The sequence below is a fragment of the Deltaproteobacteria bacterium genome (assembly GCA_016210005.1).
Lineage (GTDB): Bacteria > Desulfobacterota > Binatia > HRBIN30 > JACQVA1 > JACQVA1.
The window spans coordinates 1-19948 of the sequence record JACQVA010000085.1; the positions used below are offsets into that span (position 1 = coordinate 1).

A 19948-nucleotide genomic window follows, 5' to 3' on the forward strand; every position below is an offset into this window, starting at 1 on the left:
CCCGCACTCCGACCCCGACCCGCACGCGGACGCCCAGCCCGACCGTCACCCCAACTCGGACGAGAACCCCGACGGCGACACGGCCACCTACCCGCACTCCGACTGCGACTCCGACGGCGACCATCACGCCAACGCCAACGGCCACCGGGACGCCGACCTGCGCTGTGCCAATCCTATGGGAGCTATCGCCCGAGACGGTCGTAGATGTGCAGCAAGGCGGCCGCGTTTGGCTGACCAAGACCGTGGCGACCGATTTCGGCTGGGGCATCTTCTGGTTGCGTGACGATCCGGCCGTCGCGGGCAAGGCGCGGCTCTACTACGCCCACGTCGATTTCACCGGCCAACTCACAGTTGGCCCGCTCTGGGTGGTCGATGCCACCCGCCTTCAATGGCGTGACCGCTACTACAATGCGGCGTGGAACTATGGCCACTTCGGTTTGCTGATCGCCGAGCGGGGCACGCTCTACTACTACAATCTCTCGCTCGACGGTGTACTCAGCGGCCGTCGCGTCGTCGGGCCACCGCTATTTATGACCACGGGCTACGATCTGGAAGCGGACAGCGACTTCGACGCCTACCCAGGCGGCTTCCTGGGCGCGATCGAGGGCGACTGCTCGGGGCACTCGTGCAGCTACGCCTTCAAGCTCGACAGCAACGGCGCCCCCATCGGCTCGGTGACCAACCTGGTGGATTACGACTACACTCACGAGTTCTATCCCGCCGTCGCCTACGACGGCGTCGGCTTCGCCATCATGACGGTGAAAGACATCGCGATCAGTAATGGCGGCGTGGGCACGAAGTACTTGCCGGCCGCCAGCGGCTACGGGCTTAGCAGCCGCATTAAGACCGTGCCGGCCAAGGAGTACCAGTGGGATGAGTTTCCGGACCTCGCCTGGAACGGCAGCCACTTCGGCGCCATCTGGACCGAGAACACCAACCGTTCGAGCAGCTCGACCTGGCAGATTCATTTCGCCAGCTTCGAGCGTACTTACAAGAGCGGGCGCCTGATTGCCGACCGCGTTATCGATGTGATGCGCAACAAGTCCAGCCTGCGCTGGATCACGCAAATGCATGCCCTCGGCGGTGATTGGCTGGCACAGTACGCGCGCTGGCAAGGCGACCAGATCGAGCCCTTGGCGGTCTTCGAGCTGCTGGATGATAGCGGCAACGTCAACGCCAGCCTGACGCCGTATTCCTTGTCCGCCGATGCCCTAGGTTCGAGTGTGCACGACCTCGGCACTGCTGCCGGTCATACCGGCATCGCCCGCGGCGACCAGCGCGACGGTGTGTGCACCATCACCTTCCAGATTCTTGCCCCGCCGGTGTGCCCGCAGCAATGAGCGCGGGCCACGGCCGCCTCTGACCGCAAATTTCAAATCTGCTCGCTGACCGCGTCCTCACGCATCGCTGGGGCCGGGCGCTGCTCGATCGGTGCGTAGGAGCGCGGGCCTTCGCCGATGTAGAGCTGGCGCGGGCGGGCGATGGTCTGCTCGGGATCGCGCACCAGCTCCGCCCAATGGGCCATCCATCCCGCCGTGCGCGCGATGGCGAACAGGACCGGAAACATGGTCGGCGGAATGCCCATCGCTTGGTAAACCAGCCCGGAGTAGAACTCGAGATTCGGGTAGAGCTGGCGCGAGACGAAGTAGGGATCTTCCATCGCTACGCGCTCGACTTCCAGGGCGATATCCAGCAGCGAGTCGATGGGGGCGACCTGTGCCACCGCCAAGGCCGTATGCTTGGCGATCTTCGCCCGCGGGTCGTAGGTGCGGTAGACCGGGTGGCCGAAGCCGAACAGCTCACGTTCGCCGGTCTTGACCTGCTTGATGAACGCCGGCACCCGATCCACCGAGCCGATGTCGTTGAGCATGCGGACGGCGCGCTCGCTGGCGCCGCCGTAGCGCGGCCCGTAGAGCGCGGCGATACCCGCGGCCACGGCGGAGAATGGATCCACTTGCGAGCTGGCGACGCAGCGCACCGCGTTGGTCGAGGCCGTTTGCTCGTGGTCGGCATGCAGGATGAACATCACATCGAGGGCGCGCTCGAAAACCGGGTTGGGCCGGTACCCCAGCTCGGTCATGCGGAACATCATCGAAAGGAAGTTGCCCGTGTAGCTGAGGTCGTTGTCGGGATAGACGTAGGGTAGGCCGCGGGTGCGGCGATAGGCGAAAGCAGCGAGGGTGGGCAACTTGCCGATCAGCCGGCGGGTTTGCAGCCGGCGCGACTCCAGATCGAAGACGTTTTTGGCGTCGGGATAGAACGTCGACAGCGCGCCGACCGTGCCCACCAAAATGCCGAGCGGCTCGGCGTCGTAGCGGAAGCCGTCCATGAACTTTTTCACGTTCTCGTGCACCATCGAGTGTACGGTGATGTTGTGCTTCCACATCTCGAAATGCCGCACGTCGGGAAGCTCGCCCTTGACGATGAGGTAGGCGGTTTCGAGGAAGTTGCTGCGCTCGGCCAGATCATCGATGGTATAGCCGCGATAGCACAGCGTGCCCTGATCGCCGTCGATGCAGGCGATCTTGCTCTTGCAAGGGGCGGTATTGGCGAAAGCCGGATCGTACGACACCAGCCCGCGGTCATCCGGCGACAGCTTGATCTGCTGCAAGTCGGTGGCGCGGATGGCCGAGTTCTCGATCGCGATTTCGTACTGCTTGCCGGTGCGCTGGTCGATGATGGTCAATTGTTCGCGTGCCATGGCCTCTCCCTCACGTCGGTCGCGCTCTGCGCCGCCCGTTGGTTATCAAGCTCGGCAAAAAACGCCAGCCCCCCGGCCGCGGCTGCCTTCCGTGGAGCAACCTGTTGAGTTAGACTCCGCCGACGGGAAGACCTCGGGATGAGATTGCGAGAGCCCTATGCGCCGCGCGTGATCCGGCCGCTTGGAATATGGCGCGAAGCCGGATGGCGCCTCAAGGCGTATGGCATCGCCTATCGCGGCGAGCAGCCGCGTGCCGAGCTGATTGCAGCGGCCAAGATCGCCGCCAGCCACCGCTTGCCGCAACTGAGTGCCGAGCAACACTGCTACGGCGTGGGGTTCCTCGGGGTGCACGACGGCCGCGATGCCAACCTGGTATTTGTCGACTGGTGGGCGAACGAGAACGAACTGCATCATCATGCCTACGTCTCACCAGCGAACAAACCGGAGCTGCTCGAATACGTCAATCCCAGCGGCATGATGGCTTGTGTGTGGGACCTGCAAGTGATCGGCTTCGAGCGCCAAGCCTGGGTCGAAACGGTGCTGGCAAATCCGCGCGGGCCCGACTTGGAGGCTTATTTGAGCCGCTGCCTGAGCGAGCAGGCGTAGCCCGGAGGTCGGGGGCGTCACTTTGGAGAGATTGCTCAGTGCCTCTCCTGCGAAGCAGGGTCATGCGGTTTGCCCGGACGATTTCGTGAGTGATGTGGGGGTGAGGGACGCATGACGGTGATCGAAGACGCCGCGACTACCCTGGCGCAGCTCAGCGATGGGCGGCGCGACCTCGAACGCGCCATCGCCGAGCTGGGCGAGCGCATGCCGGGGCCGCTGCGGCCGCTGGCGCGGCTGGCTTTCAACTATCGCTGGAGCTGGTTGGCGGGCGGGCCCGACCTCTTCCGCGATATCGACCCCGGCCACTGGGAGCACGGCGGCTGTAACCCGCGCCACGTGCTCGAAGCCGTTACCCCGCGGCGCTGGCAGGAACTGGAGCACGACCAGGCATTCCTCGATCGCCTGCAAGCGGTGCTCAGCGCCGTGGAAGCTGATCTCGCCCGGCCGGACGCTGCGGTGGGCATCGACCCGCTGCGCCCGGTGGCCTACTTCTGTTCCGAGTTCGGCGTGCACGCCTCGCTGCCGCTGTACGGCGGCGGCCTCGGCGTCTTAGCCGGTGACCTGCTGAAGGCGGCATCTGATCTGGCCATACCCATGGTCGGCGTCGGGCTGCTGTATCGCGAAGGCTACTTCCACCAGCGCCTGGATACCGCCGGTTGGCAGCACGAGTACTGGGTGTCCACCGACTTCGAGCGGCAGCCTGCGGTGCTGGTGACGCGGCCGGACGGCCAGCCCCTGACCGTCGAGCTTCGGCTGCGCGATCGCTTGGTGCTGGTGCAGGTGTGGCGCATCGATATCGGCCGCGTGCGGCTGTATCTGCTCGACACCGATCTGCGCGGCAACAACGCCATCGACCGCTGGATCACGGCGCGCTTGTACGTCGGCGACCGCCACACCCGCTTGGCGCAGTATGCCGTGCTCGGCATCGGCGGTGTGCGCGTGCTCGCAGCGCTGGGAATTCGCCCGGGTCTGGTCCATCTCAACGAAGGTCATGCGGCGCTGGGCAGCTTCGAGCGTTTGCGCAACCAGCTCGAGCGCGGACAGCCGTTCGAAGCGGCCCTGGCGCAGGTCCGGCGCACCACCGTCTTCACTACCCATACCCCTGTGCCCGCGGGCAACGAGGGCTATGCCCAGAGCGAAGTCGAGGCGGTGCTGGCCGACTTCATCGATCGCCTCGGCATTCCGCGGGCGACCTTCTATAACCTCGGCCGCCTCGAGCCCGGCAACGAGCGCGAGCCGGCGAACATCACACCGCTGGCGTTGCGCACCAGTCGCGCCGCCAATGGCGTGGCGCGCCGCCATGGCGAAGTGGCGCGGGCGATGTGGCAGCCGTTGTGGCGCGAGCTGCCGGCGACCGACGTGCCGATCGCCCATGTCACCAACGGTGTGCACACGCTGACCTGGATGGCCGCGCCGATGCAGGCGCTGCTCGATCGCCATCTCGGCCCCGAGTGGCGCACGCGGCTTGATGATCGGCGGCTGTGGGAGGGCGTCAACGCGATCCCGGACGAGGACCTCTGGGCCGTGCGCTGCCAGCAGCGTTTGGAGCTCATCCAGCTGGTACGCGAGCGTTCGGTGTACGACCGCTTGGGGCGTGGCGAAGCCCCCGACTACGTCGAGGCGGCCGCGCGGGTGTTCGATGATCGCGCCTTGACCATCGGGTTTGCGCGGCGGGTGGCGACCTACAAGCGGCTTTACCTGCTCACCCGCTTCGCTGACCGCGGCCTGCGCTTGTTGGCGGAAGAGCCCATGCCGATTCAGCTGATCATCGCCGGCAAAGCCCACCCGCAGGATAACGAGGCCAAGGCGAGCCTGCGTGGCCTGTTCGACCTCAAGCGGGCGCCGGGTGTCGGCGGGCGCATCGTCTTTCTCGACGACTACGACTTGCACAGCGCGCCCCAGATCATGGCCGGCGTTGACCTCTGGCTCAACCTGCCGCGCCCGCCGCTCGAAGCCAGCGGCACCAGCGGCATGAAGGTCGCGATCAACGGCGGGCTCAACTTGAGTGTGCTCGATGGCTGGTGGGTTGAAGGCTACGACGGGCACAACGGCTGGGCCATCGAATCGCCCCCAGCCGATCCCTACACCCAGGACGACCACGATGCCCACGCGCTCATGGACCTGCTTGAATACGAGGTCATCCCGCTGTTCTACGAACGCGGCGGTAGCGGCATCCCCCACCGCTGGCTGCAGCGAGTCAAAGCCGCGCTGCGGACCCTGATTCCGCAGTTCGGCGCCGAACGTATGCTGCGCGACTACGTCGAGACGATGTACCGTGAGAGCTAAGCCTGTTGATCGCTGTGGCGCAGCCGCGGTGTCGCAGCCGTAGTTGGCAGCGGCGCCGAGCGGATGCTAACATCCGCGCCCGATTTCGCGGTGAGCCGAGCGCGACGTTGGACGCCGGCCAATTTCTACCGTGAGAGGCAACAAGGAAACCGATGGCTAACAAGTCCGCTGCCACGGGTGGGCACACCCGGCGCTCACCCGCTTCCCGCCCTCTGACACGACCGGCCGTTCTTGACGCCGCGCGGGTGTGGCTTGTGCCGGCGTTGGCGGCGCCGGCCGCGCTGCTGCAACGGCTGGCGCGGCCGCCCATTGTTCGTTTGCCGACCGCGCCATAAGCAAGGCCCGCGGCCGTCAGATCTCGCCGGAGGACTCACTTATGCGCTGCCCCATCCCCAGTGCTCGCTTCTTCGTACCGCCGCTGCTTGCGCTCGCGTTCATGCCCGGCGTGGCTCACGGCATGGAGGGTCCACCGCCGTCGTTTGCGGCGGTGGCCAAGGCCGCGCGCCCGGCCGTATGCCACATTTTCGCGGCCCAGGCGGCGCGGGCGGTGCACGACCCGCTGGAGGAATTCTCGCGGCGCTTCTTCGGCGAAACGCCGCCCAAGACCGAGCCGCGGCGCAGCCTCGGCAGCGGCTTCGTCATCAGCCGCGACGGTTACATCGTCACCAACGCCCACGTCGTCCGCGAGGCCACCCGTATCCGCGTGCGGCTGGCCGACAAGCAGGAGTACGAGGCCAAGCTAGTCGGCGCGGATGAGAAGACGGATGTGGCGTTGATCAAGATCGAGTCGCGTGCCGCGCTCCCGGTGGTCACGCTCGGCAGCTCCGACGCGCTCGAAGTCGGCGACTGGGTCGTGGCGATCGGCAATCCCTTCGGCCTGGCACAAACGGTGACTGCCGGCATCGTCAGTGCCAAGGGCCGGGTGATCGGCGCCGGACCTTACGACGACTTCATTCAGACCGACGCCTCGATCAACCCCGGCAACTCCGGCGGCCCGCTACTCGACCTCGACGGCGAAGTAGTCGGCATCAACAGTGCGATTTACAGCCGCAGCGGCGGTAGCGTCGGTATCGGTTTCGCCATTCCCATCGACATGGCCCGCCACATCATCGACCAACTGCGCCAACACGGCAGAGTAGTGCGCGGCTGGATGGGCGTGAGCGTGCAACCGATGACTCCGGAGTTGGCGCACTCCTTCGGCCTCGAGCAGCCACAGGGAGTGATCATCGCCGACGTGATGCGCGGCGGCCCGGCCGAACGTGCCGGTCTGCGGCGCGGCGACATACTGCTGCAGTACCAAGGGCGGGCGATCTTGGAAATGCAGCACTTCCCGGCGCTGGTGGCCGACACCGCGGTCGGCAGCCGCGTCGAGGTCAGAGTTCTACGCCACGGCGAGGAGAAGACCTTTAGCGTGACGGTCGCGGAGTTGCCCGAGCCCAAGGCCGAGACCAGCCGTGGGGCCGCTGCTGATTGGGGTATCGCGGTCGCCGATCTCACGCCGAGCCTGGCGCGTCGCCTGGGTTTGCCGCCCCAGCTCCGCGGTGTGGTGATCACCGGTGTCGAGTCCGGCAGTGCGGCAGATGAGGCGGGCCTGCAGCCGGGAGACCTAATCCGCGAAGCCGGGCGGCGCGAAGTCCGCAGCGTACGCGAATACCAAGCCGCACTCGCGGCAGCGCGCGCAACGCTGTTGCTGCTGGTGCAGCGCGGGGACTTCTTGAGCTACGTTGCGCTGCGCCGCGAGTAGCTCACCGATGCCTTCGTCGCTTCGTAGATCGCCACCGGCGCTTCGCGAAACACGACGCCGTCAGGCTGGCAAGTCGGGCTGCACGGCTTCCTCGGCGGTTAACAACGGGCGGCTGCGGAAGGGTTCGACGCGGACCGGGCAGGCGGGGATATCACACTGCGCGCAATAGCCCCGCCGGCAGGGGTCGGTGTGAAACACCATCTCCCCTTGGATGCCGCAGGCGGCGATGACTTCGCGCTCGAAGGCGTCGGCGGCATCGTGAGCGCGATCGACCGTCCAGAATTCGGGCACCACGAGATGAGCATCGACGTGGGTGAAGCGGCCCGAGCGGATTGCTCGCAAGTTGTGCAGACGAATGATGCCGGGCACGAAGCTGGCGTTGAGCGCGACCAGCAGCTTCTGCACCAGCTCGGTATCTTCCTCGTCGAGTAAGCCGCCGGCAGCGTGGCGAACCAAACGCCAGCCGGTTGCCGCCAGGTTGACGCCGACGAGGGCCGCCACCACCGGGTCGATCCAATTGACCTCGGTAAGGCGCACCAGCAGCAACCCCAACACCACCCCCACGCTGGTCCAGAAGTCGGAGAGCACGTGTTGGCCGTCGGCGATCAGAGTGAGCGACTGCGCCCGGCGGCCAACTCGAACCAGAAAGATCCCCAGCGCCAAATTCGCCAGCCCGGCAGCGCCAGTAATAATGAGGCCGGCATCGAGTTGCCGAATGGTGATGCCATAGAGCAGGCTGCTGCCGGCCTGATAGATGATCATAACCGCCGCAAACGCGATCAAGCCGCCCTCAAAGGCGGCGGAGAAGAACTCGATCTTGCCGTGGCCGTACGGGTGATTGCGGTCGGCGGGGCGGCCGGCAAACAGCAGCCCGCCGAGAGCGAAGAGCGCCGCCACCACGTTGACGATGCTCTCCATGGCATCGGAGAGAATGGCGCTGGAGCCGGTGAGCTGATAGGCAGTGAACTTCACCACCAGCAGCGCGCTGCCGGCGATCAGCGACACCAGGCCGGCGCGCAGACGCAGGCGCAGATCGGTGGCAGCGGTGGCCGAGGGATCAAGCGGCGCTGCGGCTGCGGTGGCGGCCATCGAGTTCATGAGGCCCAGCTCTAAGCTCCAGCCGCGCCCGCTGCCGGCGCGGCGCTCAACGTTGCTTGTGCTCCACCAGCGCGCGAATGCGCAACCGCAGCGCGTTGAGTCGAATGAACGACTCGGCATCGGCCTGGCGATAGACCGTGTCGGCTTCAAAGGTTGCAATCTCGGGGTCGTAGAGCGAGCGGGGCGAGCGGCGGCCGGCAACGATGACGTTGCCCTTGTAGAGCTTCAGCCGAACCCGGCCGGTGACCGGCCGCTGCGCTTCGTCGATCATCGTCTGCAGCATCTCGCGCTCCGGAGCAAACCAGTAGCCGTAGTAGACCATCTCGGCGTAGCGCGAAATCAACGAGTCGCGCAGATGCAGCACCTCGCGATCCAGGGTGATCGACTCCAAGGCTCGGTGGGCGACGTGCAGGATGGTGCCACCCGGAGTCTCGTATACCCCGCGCGACTTCATCCCGACGTAACGGTTCTCCACCAAATCGACCCGGCCAATGCCGTGACGGCCGCCGATCTCGTTGACCCGCGCAAGCAGCGCGGCGGGCGACAGGCGCTCTTCGTTGACGGCAACCGGGTTGCCCTTTTCGAAGTCGATCTCGATGTACTCGGGCGTGCCCGGCGCCTTCTCGGGCGACACGGTCAGCACAAACATGTCCTCGTAAGGCTCGCGCCAAGGATCCTCCAGGATGCCACCCTCGTAGCTGATGTGCAGCAGGTTGCGATCGGTGCTGTAAGGTTTTTCCTTGGTAACCGGGATGGCAATGCCGCGGTGCTCGGCGAAGGCGATCAACTTCGAGCGCGAGTTGAGGTCCCAGATGCGCCAGGGCGCAATCACGCGGATGTCTGGTCGCAGCGCGTAGTAGGTCAGCTCGAAGCGCACCTGGTCGTTGCCCTTGCCGGTGGCCCCATGGGCGACGGCGTCGGCGCCAGTGGCCGTCGCAATCTCGATCTGACGCTTGGCAATCAGCGGCCGGGCGATCGAGGTGCCGAGCAGATAGCTGCCCTCGTAAACGGCGTTGGCCCGTAGCATCGGAAAGACAAAGTCGCGGACGAACTCCTCGCGCAGGTCTTCGATGTAGACCGCGCTGGCGCCGCCGGCCTTCGCCTTCGCTTGCACCGGCGTCAGCTCCTCGCCCTGGCCGAGGTCGGCGCAGAAGGCGATGACTTCCGCGCCGTAGGTCTCGATCAGCCAGCCGAGGATGACGGAAGTGTCCAGGCCGCCGGAGTAGGCGAGCACGATCTTCTGGGGTGGGGGCTCGATCTTATGCATCAGCAGGTCAACCTCGGTGTTGGTTCACTGGCGGTGGCGCGGCATCTTCTCGTTGAGCCACACCATGATGCCCTTCTGTACGTGCAGGCGGTTCTCGGCCTGGTCGAAGACGATCGACTGGGGGCTGTCGATGACCTCGTCGGTGATTTCCTCGCCCCGATGTGCCGGCAGGCAGTGCATCACCAGGGCATCGGGACGGGCGCGCCGCAGCACGGCGGCGTTGAGTTGGTAGCCGGCGAAGTCGTGGCGCCGTTGCACCGTCTGCGCCTCTTGTCCCATGCTGGTCCAGACGTCGGTGTAAAGGACGTCGGCGTCTGCCACTGCCTCCGCGACGGACTGCGTGATCGTGATGTTGGCGCCGGCCTTGAGCGCCGCCGCCTGCACGGCGGTGCTCGGTTCGTAGCCGGCGGGGCAAGCCACCGCCAAGTTGAAGCCGAGCTTGGCGGCGGCGTTCATCCACGAGTTGACCACGTTGTTGCCGTCGCCGATGAAGGCCACCCGCAGGCCGTCGAGCCGGCCACGCTTCTCGATCAGCGTGAAACAGTCCGTCAGCACCTGGCACGGGTGCAGCAGGTCGGAGAGGCCATTGATCACCGGTATGCCGGAGTGACGCGCCAATTCCAGCAGGGTGCTGTGGGAGAAGACCCGCGCCATTATCAGGTCGACCCAGCGATCGAGATTACGGGCGATGTCAGCTACCGACTCACGTTCTCCGAGTTGGATATCCTTCGGCGTCAAGTAGACGGCATAGCCGCCCAGCTGCGACATACCGACTTCAAACGTCACGCGCGTGCGCAGGCTCGGTTTCTCGAAGACCATGACCAGACTCTTGCCGGCGAGCAAGGGCGGGCGCTTGCCGCTCTTGAGGTCACGTTTGAGGGTGGCGGAGAGGTGTAGGATCTCGTCCAGCTCACTGCGGCTGAGATCGGCCAAGGAAACGAAGTCGCGTTTCATGGGAGTGCCCGTTCGAGAATGGCCAGCGCCTGGTCGACTTCCGCGCGCGTTACCACCAGTGGCGGCGACAGGCGCAGCACCTTATCGGCGGTGCAGTTGATAATCAGCCCGGCATCGCGGCAGCGATCGACCACCGGGGCGCCCGCCTCGGCCAGCTCGACACCGACCAGCAGGCCGTACCCGCGCACGTCGCGGATGATTGGCCGGCTCGTTTGCATGCGGCGCAGCTGCGCGCGCAGGTAGTTGCCCAGCGCCTGGCAGTTGGCCAGCACGCCGTCGTCGAGCAGGACCTCGACGACGGCGATGGCGGCCGCGCAGGTAAGTGGATTGCCGCCAAAGGTGGTGCCGTGCGCGCCGACGCCGAAAACCTGCGCCACCCGTTCGGTCGTCAGCATGGCCCCGATCGGGACGCCGTTGCCCAGCCCCTTGCCGAGGGTGACGATATCGGGCGCGATGTCGCTCAGCTGGTAGCCGAAGAGCGCGCCCAAGCGTCCCATGCCGGTCTGCACTTCGTCGAGGATCAGGAGCAGGTTGCGCTGGTCGCACAGTTCGCGAACCCGTTTCAGGTAGTCCGGGGCGGGCACGACGATGCCGCCTTCGCCCAAGACCGGCTCGAGCATGATGGCGATGGTGCGCTCGCTGACGGCTGCCGCCAAAGCGTCGAGGTCGTTGTAGGGGGCGTAACGGAAGCCTTCGGGCAGGGGCTGAAATCCGCGGCGCACTTTCTCCTGGCCGGTGGCGGTGATGGTGGCGATCGTGCGCCCGTGGAACGAGCCGAGCGCGGTGATCACTTCATAGCGGCCGGAGCCGGCATCGGCGCCGAACTTACGGGCGAGCTTGATCGCCGCTTCGTTGGCCTCAGCGCCGCTGTTGCAGAAGAAGGCGCGGTCAGCGAAGGAATGCTGCACCAGGAGTGCGGCCAAGAGCGCCTGCGGGGCGCTGTGATGGAGGTTGGACACGTGCAGGATGCGATTCGCTTGTTCCGTCAGCGCGCGCGTCACGCGGGCGTGGCAGTGGCCGAGGTTCACCACCACCGTGCTGCCAAAGAAGTCGAGATACTCCTTGCCGTCGGCGTCCCACACGCGGCAGCCGTGACCGCGCACCAGCGCCAGCGGCGCGCGCGGATAGACCTGCAACAAGTAGCGCGCACCTAAGTCGATGATCTCCTGGTTTGTCATCCTGGTCTCATTCGCAGAATCGTCCGTAGCCGCCAGACTGCCCATGGTTCACTTCACATAGCCTTACTGGAGGGCGCCGCGCCCAGCCGCTTGCGCGCCGCCGCCGTACGTCCGGCGCTGCGCACCACCTCGGTGCCGACACCTTCGCGGGTGAAGATTTCCAATAGCACGGCGTGCTTGAGCCGGCCGTCGATGATGTGGGTCTTGCGCACGCCGCCGCGCAGCGCCTCGATGCAGCACTCGACCTTGGGAATCATGCCTTCGCCGATGGTGCCTTGCTTGATCAGCTCCTGCGCCCGCTCGACTTCGAGCGTCGGCATGACCACGCCGCCGCCGTCGCGGATGCCCTCGACGTCGGTGAGCAAGATGAGCTTCTCGGCGTGCAGCGCCTCCGCCACCTTGCCGGCCACGAGGTCGGCGTTGATGTTGTAAGTGTCGCCCTTTTCCCCCACGCCAACCGGGGCGATGACCGGGATGAAGTCGCTGCGGTCAAGCGATTCGATGACGGCCGGGTTGATGGCGCGAACCTCACCGACCATGCCGACGTCGAGCCGCGCGCGTTTGCCCTGTTCCTCGACGGTCAGGTTCAGCTTGCGGGCCACGATCAGTTCGCCATCCTTGCCGGAGAGGCCGACGGCGCGGCCACCGTGGTGGTTGATCAGGGTCACGATCTGTTTGTTGATCTTGCCGACCAGAACCATCTCGACCACGTCCATGGTAGCCTGGTCGGTGACTCGCATGCCGCGCACGAAGGTCGATTCGATGTTGAGCTGCTTGAGCATGTCGCCGATCTGCGGTCCCCCGCCGTGGACGATCACCGGATTCATGCCGACGTATTTGAGCAGCACGATGTCCTGGGCGAAACTCGACTTCAGCTCCTCGTCGACCATGGCGTGGCCGCCGTACTTGATGACGAAGGTCTTGCCCGAGAAGCGCCGAATGTAGGGCAGCGCATCGAGCAGGGTTTCCGCCTTTTGAATCAGTGACTCCATCAGGGCCTCGCTCCGCCTCCCGCGTCACAGGATGTAGCGTGACAGGTCTTCATCCTTAACCACCTCAGCGAGTTTATCGGTAACGTAGGCCGCGTCGATCACCACCTCGCGGTCAGTCATCTCCGGGGCCTCGAAGGAAACCTGGTCGAGCAAGCGCTCGACCACGGTGTGCAGCCGGCGGGCGCCGATGTTCTCGGTGCGCTCGTTGACTTGGGCGGCGATGGCGGCGATCTCCTGGATGGCGTCTTCGCGAAACGCCAGCGCCACCCCCTCGGTCTGCATCAGCGCGACGTATTGTTTGAGCAGCGCATTCTGCGGCTCGGTAAGAATACGAACGAAGTCTTCCTTGGTGAGGGGATCGAGTTCGACCCGAATCGGGAAGCGGCCCTGGAATTCGGGAATCAGATCGGAGGGCTTGGACATGTGAAAGGCCCCCGACGCGATGAACAGGATGTGATCGGTGCGGACCATGCCATACTTGGTGTTCACCGTGGAGCCCTCGACGATCGGCAGCAGGTCGCGCTGGACCCCCTCGCGCGAGACATCGGGCCCGGCCACGTGCTCGCGGCCGGCGATCTTGTCGATCTCGTCGATGAAAATGATACCGGACTGCTCGATGCGCCGGATGGCCTCCTTGTTGACGGCATCCATGTCGATCAGCTTGCCGGCTTCCTCTTGCGTCAAGACCGACAACGCCTCCGGCACCGAGAGGCGTTGCTTCTTGCTCTTCTTGGGCATGAGGTTGGAGAACATCTCCTTGAGGTGGAACTCCATCTCTTCCATGCCTTGCGGCGTGAAAACCTCGACCATCGGGATGGCGGTGGCGCTCACTTCGAGTTCGACGACGCGCTCGTCGAGCTTGCCCGCAAGCAACATCCGCCGGAGCTTCTCGCGCGTGGCGGTCGCACTCTCGTCTGCGATCTCGCCGGCCGTACCGGCAGCACCGCCGCGCCGTTCGGCCGGCGGCGCCGGCGGCAGTAAGAGATCGAGCAGCCGCTCCTCGGCGGCGTGGCGCGCGCCCAGGCGCACCTTCTCCTGCTCCTCCTCCTTCACCATCTTGACCGACAGATCGGTGAGGTCGCGGATCATCGACTCCACGTCACGGCCGACGTAACCCACCTCGGTGAACTTCGAGGCCTCGACTTTGATGAAGGGGGCTTGGGCGAGTTTTGCCAAGCGGCGCGAGATCTCGGTCTTTCCCACCCCGGTGGGGCCGATCATGATGATGTTCTTGGGCGCGATCTCCTCGCGCAAGTCCTCCGGCACTTGCAGCCGGCGCCAGCGGTTGCGCAACGCGATCGCCACCGCGCGCTTGGCCTTACGCTGGCCGACGATATAGCGATCGAGCTCCGAGACAATCTCCCGGGGCGTCATCTGACTCATGGCAGTTCCTCGATTACCAAGGTGTCGTTGGTGAAGACGCAGATGCCGGCGGCGATGCGCATGGCTTCCTCGGCAATGGCCCGAGCTGGCAGCGGTGAATGCCGCAGCAGCGCCCGCGCCGCCGCCAAGGCATAGTTGCCGCCCGAGCCGATGGCGATGACACCGTCGTCGGGCTCGATGATGTCACCGCTGCCGGACAGCACCAGCAGCGTTTCGGTGTTGGCCGCGATCAGCAGCGCCTCGAGGCGGCGCAGCATACGGTCGGTGCGCCAGTCCTTGGCCAGTTCCACCGCCGCCCGGGTGAGGTTGCCGTTGTACTGCCCGAGCTTCTTCTCGAACTTGTCGAACAGGGTGAAAGCATCGGCGCTGGCGCCGGCAAAACCGGCGACGACCTTGCCCTCATAGAGGCGGCGAACCTTGCGCGCGCTGCTCTTCATGACGGTGTTGCCGAGACTGACCTGGCCATCGCCGGCCATCACCACTTTGCCCTGATGCCGCAGCGCCAGAATGGTGGTGCTGCGGATCACGAGCCGATCGGCGGCCGCGAAAACACCGCGACTGCGAGCTAGGTATGGCGCCATCGCTCTGGTTGCCTTTCACCACCGCGTCGGTCAGGCGCGCGGATGCGCCTTGTCGTAAACCGCCATCAGGTGGTCGAGATTCAGGTGCGTATACTTCTGCGTCGACGACAAGCTGGAGTGCCCGAGCAATTCCTGAATCGCGCGCAAGTCGGCGCCGGCGTTCAAGAGATGAGTTGCGAAGCTGTGGCGCAGCGCGTGCGGGGTCGCCTTCGTGGCAATGCCAGCTGTCAAGATGTAGCGCGCCACCACTCGGACGACGCTGCGGGTCGCCAAGCGCTGGCCGCGGCGATTCAAGAACACCGCCCGTTCGTCAAACAGGCGGGCACGGCACAACTGCGGAATAAGGGTGCGGTAGCTGGCGAGCGCGCTAAGTGCCTTCTGGCCGATCGGCACAATGCGCTCCTTGCCGCCCTTGCCTTGAACCCGCACCACTTCCAGCCGAGTGTCTACGTCCGCCCAGTTGAGTGCGACCAACTCGCTTACGCGCAGCCCGGTCGAGTAGACGACCTCGAGCAGCGCGCGGTCGCGGCAACCGTCCGGGGTTGTGGCCGGCGGTGCCTCGAGCAGCCGGAAGATGTCGTCGACGGTAAGGTGCACGGGCAACTGCTGCTCCTTCCTCGGCGTGACGATGCCGGCGGCCGGGTCGTGCTCGATCACGCCGCGGCGGCGTAAGAAGCGGCAGAAGCTCTTCACCGCGGACAGTTTGCGTCCGGTCGAACTCTTGCGGGTACGCCGCAGCAACTCGACCAGATAGGCGCGGATCGCGTTCTGGTCGAGCGCGCGAACGTCGACGTGCTCGGCAGTGGCGCCGAGGCACAGCCGCTGCGCCAGCAGGAAGGTACGGAATTGCTGAAGATCAATCACGTAATTCCGTACCGTGTGCGGCGAAGCGTTGCGTTCTATGCGCAAAGCCTGCTCGAAGGCGGCAATCTGGTCCACCATCTCTTGTCCACTCATTTCCTGGTTCCGGGCCTCGCCTTGTGAGCGACGCCGGCCGCATGGTATCAACCGGATTCGTTAGCGGCAAGGAACGTGGCGAGGTCCTGGGCGATACTTGATTCGACGCTCGCGGAAGGTGCCAGTGGCTGACGAGCGCCCCGAGCCGGGCAGCCGCCTGTGCCATCATTGCCATGCCGACATCGGCCGCAGCCAGAGTGTCGGGCGGCGTGACACCTGCCTGAAGTGCGGCAGTGATCTCCATTGCTGCTTGAACTGCCGCTTCTATGCTCCCGGACACCACAACGACTGCCTGGAATCACAAGCCGAACGGCAGGTAGATAAGGCCGCGGGCAACTTCTGCGAGTACTTCTCTTTTCGCACCGCTCCGAGCTTGACCCCGGCGAGAGACGCCAAGGCTCGCGCTCAGCTCGATGCGTTGTTCAAGAAGACGTGATTGACACCGAGCCGAAAGACGGACCGGGCGAGGCCAAGAACCCACTCGGGCTGCAAGCGCGTCGTGGCGCCGGCGCTGCGGGCAACGAAGGCGGCCGGCCACGGCGCGCTCGATGTCCGCGGCTACGTGGCTGAACGAACAGGGGCCGAGTCCGGCAAGTACCCATCTTTCCGCCGCGGCATCATTACCGTTGACAGCCGAGGCGGAAAGCCGCTAGGAAGGCTTGGCCGTTTTTGTACGCCACAGAACGTCACCCGCAGCACGCACGGGGATGGGGAAGGAGGCTCGGGAAGTTGGCGCTGCCACGGATCTTCGTCATCGACGACTCCGACGCGGTACGCGAAACGCTGTCGATAGTGCTAGGCAACCAGTACGAGGTCCACGAACTGGCGCCCAGTGATTGCACGGCGGCGTTCCCGCTGCCGGATGGCAAGCCGGACCTGCTGATCATCAACGCGGATACGGCCCCACCGGCATTGCTGCGCGCCACCGCGGCAGGAGCGCGACCCGTGGTATGGTTGCGCGCCCGACCCGAGCAGGGCTCGCCCGCGAAAGACGCGGCGATCCCGTCGGTGGTCCTGCCCAGACTTTTCGACGCCCATAGCCTAGCCGAGCAAGTCCAGCAGCTCCTGCGCCACCCGCCGGCACCGGTGGCGCGCCTCACCCGCGACAAGCTCAGCTATCCCTATCTGACGGAGGAAGCCGCGCGCATGGCACGCGAGGCCGCAAGCAGTCGTTTACCGGTGTTGATCAGCGGTGAGCCAGGCACCGGCCGCGCTCGGGTGGCGGCCGCCATTCACGCTCTCGCCCCCGGCACGCGTTTGGTCACGATCACCGCCAAGACCTGCACCCGCCCAGTGCTGAACGAACTGGCCAACGCCGGGGACCATGTCACTGTGTTTCTCGACGACGTCGCCGCCATCTCGGAGGACGCGCAAGCGCTGCTGCTTGAAGTCCTGGATGCTGGCGGCTTGCAGACGCAGCGGGGTTGGCTGGAAATTAGGGTCATCGCCGCTAGCAGCAACGACCTGGCCAGCCTGGCGTACACCGGCGCCTTTTCCCGTGATCTCTACTACCGCCTCAATGTCCTGCCCATCACACTGCCGCCGCTGCGCGATCGGCCGCACGACGTGCCGGCGCTGGCGCGCGCGATCGCCGCCGACCTGTGCAGCTCGCTGGCGTGTACACCGGTCGCTTTCAGCCCCCGCGCAACACAGCGACTGAGCCGCTATCTGTGGTTCGGTAACACCGCGGAGTTGGAAGCGGTGCTAGCGCGCACGATTTCTCTGGCACGCAAGGAAGTCATCGACATCGGCGATCTGCTATTCGGCTTCGGCCCCCTGGCGCCGAGCCCGCCGCCGGCCAAAGCTGCACCGGCGGAGCGCGCCGATCCGTCGCTCGGTAATAGCACCGTTGACCTGATCATCAACGAGCTGGCCCACGAGTTCAAGAACCCGTTGGTTACCCTCAAGACCTTCGCGCAACACCTCGACCGGCTGGTCGAAGAGGAGAGCAGCCGCGACCAACTCGTCCTCCTCACCGGGGACGCTGTCGACCGCATGGACCGGGCGCTGGAGAACCTCTTGCAGTTCACGCGCTTTCACGAGCCGACACCTCAGCACGTCCCGCTCGGAGCCCTGCTCGGCCCGGTGCTCGCCAGCCTCGGCCCGCTGCTGAGCGAGCGGCGCCTGGTGCTTGACTACCGGCCGCCGCACACCGGCCTCAGCGTCCACGTCGACCCGGAGCAGTTGCACTACGCCGTTGACAATCTCTTGCGTGGGCTCACGCGCGTGATCGGCGACGGTGAAGCGATCGCGGTCACTTGCGCGGAACCGGCCACGGTCACGGTGCGGGTAGCGCGTGGACACGGCAAGGGGCTGGGCAAATTGGCCGGTTGGCTGACCGCCCGCGAAGCCAGCCCGGAAGTACCGTTACCACTGGGAGTGGCGCTGGCGCGCAGCCTGATTGGGCGCAACGGCGGCCACATGGAGATGGAGGAAAGCGCGGCAGGGTTGGCGGTTACCATGCGCCTGCCCAACGCGCCGGAGATGGGGAGGGGAACGCGACCCGATGGAGCGACCACGACTGCTGATCGTTGACGACGAACTGAGTGTCCGCGAATCCTTGCGGATGATCCTCAAAGAGCGCTTCCAGCCGGTGCTGGCAACCTGTGGCGAGCAGGCGCTCGAACTACTCGCCACCGAACCGGTGGATGTCGTCCTGCTCGATATCCTGATGCCCGGCCTCGACGGGCTCGAGACCCTCGAGCGCATTGCCCAGCTCAAGCCGCCACCGCCGGTGATCATGCTGACCGCCACCAAGACGGTGAAGACCGCGGTCAACGCCATGAAGCTGGGGGCCTTCGACTACATCACCAAGCCCTTCGACATCGACGAGCTGTTCATGCAGATCGAGCGCGCGGTGCAGTCGGCGGCGTTGCTGCATGAAGTCGAAACTCTGCGCACCGAGGTCGGCCGCCGCTACAGCTTCGACAACATCGTCGGTGGCTCAGCCAAGATGCAGGCGGTGTTGAAGACCGTCGCCATGGCGGCCCCGCTCAAGACCACGGTGCTCATCACCGGCGAGAGCGGCACGGGCAAAGAGGTCATCGCCAAAGCCATCCACTACAACAGCCCGCGGGCCAACAAGCCGCTGGTCACGCTCAACTGCAGCGCCATCCCCGACAACCTGCTCGAAAGCGAGCTGTTCGGCCACGAACGCGGGGCGTTCACCGACGCCTACGCCAAGAAGATCGGCCAGTTCGAGCACGCCGACCAGGGCACGATTTTCCTCGACGAAATCGGCGAGATGAACCCGGCAACGCAGGCCAAGATCCTGCGCGTGTTGGAGCAGAGCACCTTCACCCGCGTCGGCGGCGTACACCCGGTGCAAGTTGACGTCCGCGTGATCGCCGCCACCAACCGCGACCTGCAACAAGGAATGCGCGAGGGCACCTTTCGTTCGGACTTATACTATCGCCTGAACGTCATCGCCATTCATCTGCCGCCTCTGCGCGACCGCCGCGAAGACCTGGCCCCTCTAATCCGACACTTCCTCAAGCTCAAGGCCCGCGATCTGGGCGTAGCGGAGAAGGCGTTCAGCAGCGAGGCCCTCGATCGCTTGCTGGAGTTCGATTGGCCCGGCAACGTACGCGAACTCGAAAACGTGATCGAGCGCGCGCTGGTGTTGTCGGCGAGCCCGGTCATGACCCCCGACGATCTGCCGCAGAACCTCACCAGCGGGAACAGCCAGGCCCACCCGACCCAGCTAGCAGTCGCTCGCGGCGAGAAGCGCCTGAGCGAAGCGGTCGACAAGTTCGAGCAGGATCTCATCCGCAACGCCCTGGCCGAGGCGCACAACAACCAAACCCGCGCCGCCGAAATCCTCGGCACCACCCGCCGCATCCTCAAATACAAGATGGACAAGCTGGGCATTCAAGCACTAGACAAAGGCCCGGAGTAGGCAATTTCAACTCCTTACGGTCTGCGAGTGCCGCGGGAGCTGCGTGTTCCGATCAAGTACGCCAAGCGCCACCTGCTATGCCGCGACACGCTCTCGCCGAACACGCGCCACATCCTGATGACAGCCACGCCCCACAACGGCAAGGAAGAAGACTTCCAACTGTTCCTGACGCTGCTGGACGGCGACCGTTTCGGCTGAAGAATGACTAAGTGCTTGAAAAGAAAGGGTGAGTGAAGGGTTTCGAACCCTCAACCCCTGGAGCCACAGTCCAGTGCTCTACCATTGAGCTACACTCACCACGTC

17 protein-coding genes and 1 tRNA gene are annotated in these 19948 nt (G+C 65.4%); 8 read left to right on the forward strand and 10 right to left on the reverse strand.

Annotated features, from left to right (window positions below; translation table 11 throughout):
- Positions 1-1340 (forward strand): hypothetical protein (locus tag HY699_08805; GenBank protein ID MBI4515899.1); only part of this gene is annotated, 1340 nt, incomplete at its 5' end.
- Between the two features lie 32 nt (positions 1341-1372).
- On the opposite strand, the gene HY699_08810 is transcribed toward HY699_08805, so the two are convergent.
- Entirely contained in the window at positions 1373-2701 is a 1329-nt protein-coding gene (locus tag HY699_08810) for a citrate synthase (GenBank protein MBI4515900.1), read from the reverse strand.
- A gap of 138 nt (positions 2702-2839) precedes the next feature.
- Between HY699_08810 and HY699_08815 the strand changes: the two genes are divergently transcribed.
- The 3 genes from HY699_08815 (at position 2840) to HY699_08825 (ending at position 7337) form a co-directional block, all read left to right on the forward strand.
- Positions 2840-3307 (forward strand): isochorismatase, encoded by a 468-nt coding sequence (locus HY699_08815; GenBank protein ID MBI4515901.1) that lies wholly within the window; start codon positions 2840-2842, stop codon positions 3305-3307.
- A gap of 111 nt (positions 3308-3418) precedes the next feature.
- Entirely contained in the window at positions 3419-5593 is a 2175-nt protein-coding gene (gene glgP, locus HY699_08820; GenBank protein ID MBI4515902.1) for an alpha-glucan family phosphorylase, read from the forward strand.
- Between the two features lie 376 nt (positions 5594-5969).
- A complete protein-coding gene (locus HY699_08825; GenBank protein MBI4515903.1) occupies positions 5970-7337 on the forward strand; it encodes a DegQ family serine endoprotease in 1368 nt (455 codons plus the stop codon).
- Between the two features lie 60 nt (positions 7338-7397).
- Here HY699_08825 and HY699_08830 read toward each other — a convergent pair whose 3' ends face one another.
- From HY699_08830 to HY699_08865, 8 genes are read right to left on the reverse strand one after another with little or no spacing between them, the layout of a single operon-like run.
- A complete protein-coding gene (locus tag HY699_08830) occupies positions 7398-8435 on the reverse strand; it encodes a cation transporter (GenBank protein MBI4515904.1) in 1038 nt (345 codons plus the stop codon).
- Between the two features lie 46 nt (positions 8436-8481).
- Positions 8482-9702, reverse strand: coding sequence for an argininosuccinate synthase (locus HY699_08835; protein ID MBI4515905.1), 1221 nt, complete (start codon positions 9700-9702; stop codon positions 8482-8484).
- A gap of 24 nt (positions 9703-9726) precedes the next feature.
- The gene (argF, locus tag HY699_08840; GenBank protein ID MBI4515906.1) at positions 9727-10656 is read right to left on the reverse strand and encodes an ornithine carbamoyltransferase; all 930 of its coding nucleotides are present in this window, start codon (positions 10654-10656) and stop codon (positions 9727-9729) included.
- Positions 10653-11834: an aspartate aminotransferase family protein gene (locus tag HY699_08845; GenBank protein MBI4515907.1), complete on the reverse strand. Its 1182-nt coding sequence runs from the start codon at positions 11832-11834 to the stop codon at positions 10653-10655. Before HY699_08845 ends, argF begins: the two co-directional genes overlap by 4 nt.
- A gap of 53 nt (positions 11835-11887) precedes the next feature.
- Positions 11888-12826 carry an acetylglutamate kinase gene (gene argB / locus HY699_08850; protein ID MBI4515908.1) on the reverse strand — a complete coding sequence of 313 codons (939 nt, stop codon included), beginning with the start codon at positions 12824-12826 and terminating at the stop codon, positions 11888-11890.
- 24 nt (positions 12827-12850) lie between these two features.
- Positions 12851-14209 (reverse strand): ATP-dependent protease ATPase subunit HslU, encoded by a 1359-nt coding sequence (gene hslU / locus HY699_08855; protein MBI4515909.1) that lies wholly within the window; start codon positions 14207-14209, stop codon positions 12851-12853.
- On the reverse strand, positions 14206-14790 hold the full coding sequence (hslV, locus tag HY699_08860) for an ATP-dependent protease subunit HslV (GenBank protein MBI4515910.1): 585 nt from the start codon (positions 14788-14790) through the stop codon (positions 14206-14208). Before hslV ends, hslU begins: the two co-directional genes overlap by 4 nt.
- A gap of 30 nt (positions 14791-14820) precedes the next feature.
- Entirely contained in the window at positions 14821-15732 is a 912-nt protein-coding gene (locus HY699_08865; protein ID MBI4515911.1) for a tyrosine recombinase XerC, read from the reverse strand.
- A 139-nt stretch (positions 15733-15871) separates the two neighbouring features.
- Between HY699_08865 and HY699_08870 the strand changes: the two genes are divergently transcribed.
- The 4 genes from HY699_08870 (at position 15872) to HY699_08885 (ending at position 19843) form a co-directional block, all read left to right on the forward strand.
- Complete coding sequence (locus HY699_08870) at positions 15872-16183, forward strand: hypothetical protein (GenBank protein ID MBI4515912.1); 312 nt, start codon at positions 15872-15874, stop codon at positions 16181-16183.
- Positions 16184-16476: 293 nt separating this feature from the next.
- Positions 16477-18282: a sigma 54-interacting transcriptional regulator gene (locus HY699_08875; GenBank protein MBI4515913.1), complete on the forward strand. Its 1806-nt coding sequence runs from the start codon at positions 16477-16479 to the stop codon at positions 18280-18282.
- The gene (locus HY699_08880) at positions 18254-19645 is read left to right on the forward strand and encodes a sigma-54-dependent Fis family transcriptional regulator (GenBank protein ID MBI4515914.1); all 1392 of its coding nucleotides are present in this window, start codon (positions 18254-18256) and stop codon (positions 19643-19645) included. The genes HY699_08875 and HY699_08880 overlap by 29 nt, the downstream gene beginning before the upstream one ends.
- Positions 19646-19672: 27 nt before the next feature.
- On the forward strand, positions 19673-19843 hold the full coding sequence (locus tag HY699_08885; GenBank protein ID MBI4515915.1) for a hypothetical protein: 171 nt from the start codon (positions 19673-19675) through the stop codon (positions 19841-19843).
- A gap of 27 nt (positions 19844-19870) precedes the next feature.
- Here HY699_08885 and HY699_08890 read toward each other — a convergent pair.
- Positions 19871-19942: transfer RNA gene (locus HY699_08890), tRNA-His, on the reverse strand.
- Between the last annotated feature and the right edge of the window lie 6 nt (positions 19943-19948).

Coding starts and splice junctions, on each gene's coding strand:
- HY699_08825 (MBI4515903.1), top strand. CDS start 5,970: ATGCGCTGCCCCATCCCCAGTGCTCGCTTCTTCGTACCGCCGCTGCTT.
- argB (MBI4515908.1), bottom strand. CDS start 12,826: ATGGAGTCACTGATTCAAAAGGCGGAAACCCTGCTCGATGCGCTGCCC.
- HY699_08810 (MBI4515900.1), bottom strand. CDS start 2,701: ATGGCACGCGAACAATTGACCATCATCGACCAGCGCACCGGCAAGCAG.
- hslU (MBI4515909.1), bottom strand. CDS start 14,209: ATGAGTCAGATGACGCCCCGGGAGATTGTCTCGGAGCTCGATCGCTAT.
- HY699_08830 (MBI4515904.1), bottom strand. CDS start 8,435: ATGAACTCGATGGCCGCCACCGCAGCCGCAGCGCCGCTTGATCCCTCG.
- hslV (MBI4515910.1), bottom strand. CDS start 14,790: ATGGCGCCATACCTAGCTCGCAGTCGCGGTGTTTTCGCGGCCGCCGAT.
- argF (MBI4515906.1), bottom strand. CDS start 10,656: ATGAAACGCGACTTCGTTTCCTTGGCCGATCTCAGCCGCAGTGAGCTG.
- glgP (MBI4515902.1), top strand. CDS start 3,419: ATGACGGTGATCGAAGACGCCGCGACTACCCTGGCGCAGCTCAGCGAT.
- HY699_08880 (MBI4515914.1), top strand. CDS start 18,254: ATGGAGCGACCACGACTGCTGATCGTTGACGACGAACTGAGTGTCCGC.
- HY699_08835 (MBI4515905.1), bottom strand. CDS start 9,702: ATGCATAAGATCGAGCCCCCACCCCAGAAGATCGTGCTCGCCTACTCC.
- HY699_08865 (MBI4515911.1), bottom strand. CDS start 15,732: ATGGTGGACCAGATTGCCGCCTTCGAGCAGGCTTTGCGCATAGAACGC.
- HY699_08845 (MBI4515907.1), bottom strand. CDS start 11,834: ATGACAAACCAGGAGATCATCGACTTAGGTGCGCGCTACTTGTTGCAG.
- HY699_08815 (MBI4515901.1), top strand. CDS start 2,840: ATGAGATTGCGAGAGCCCTATGCGCCGCGCGTGATCCGGCCGCTTGGA.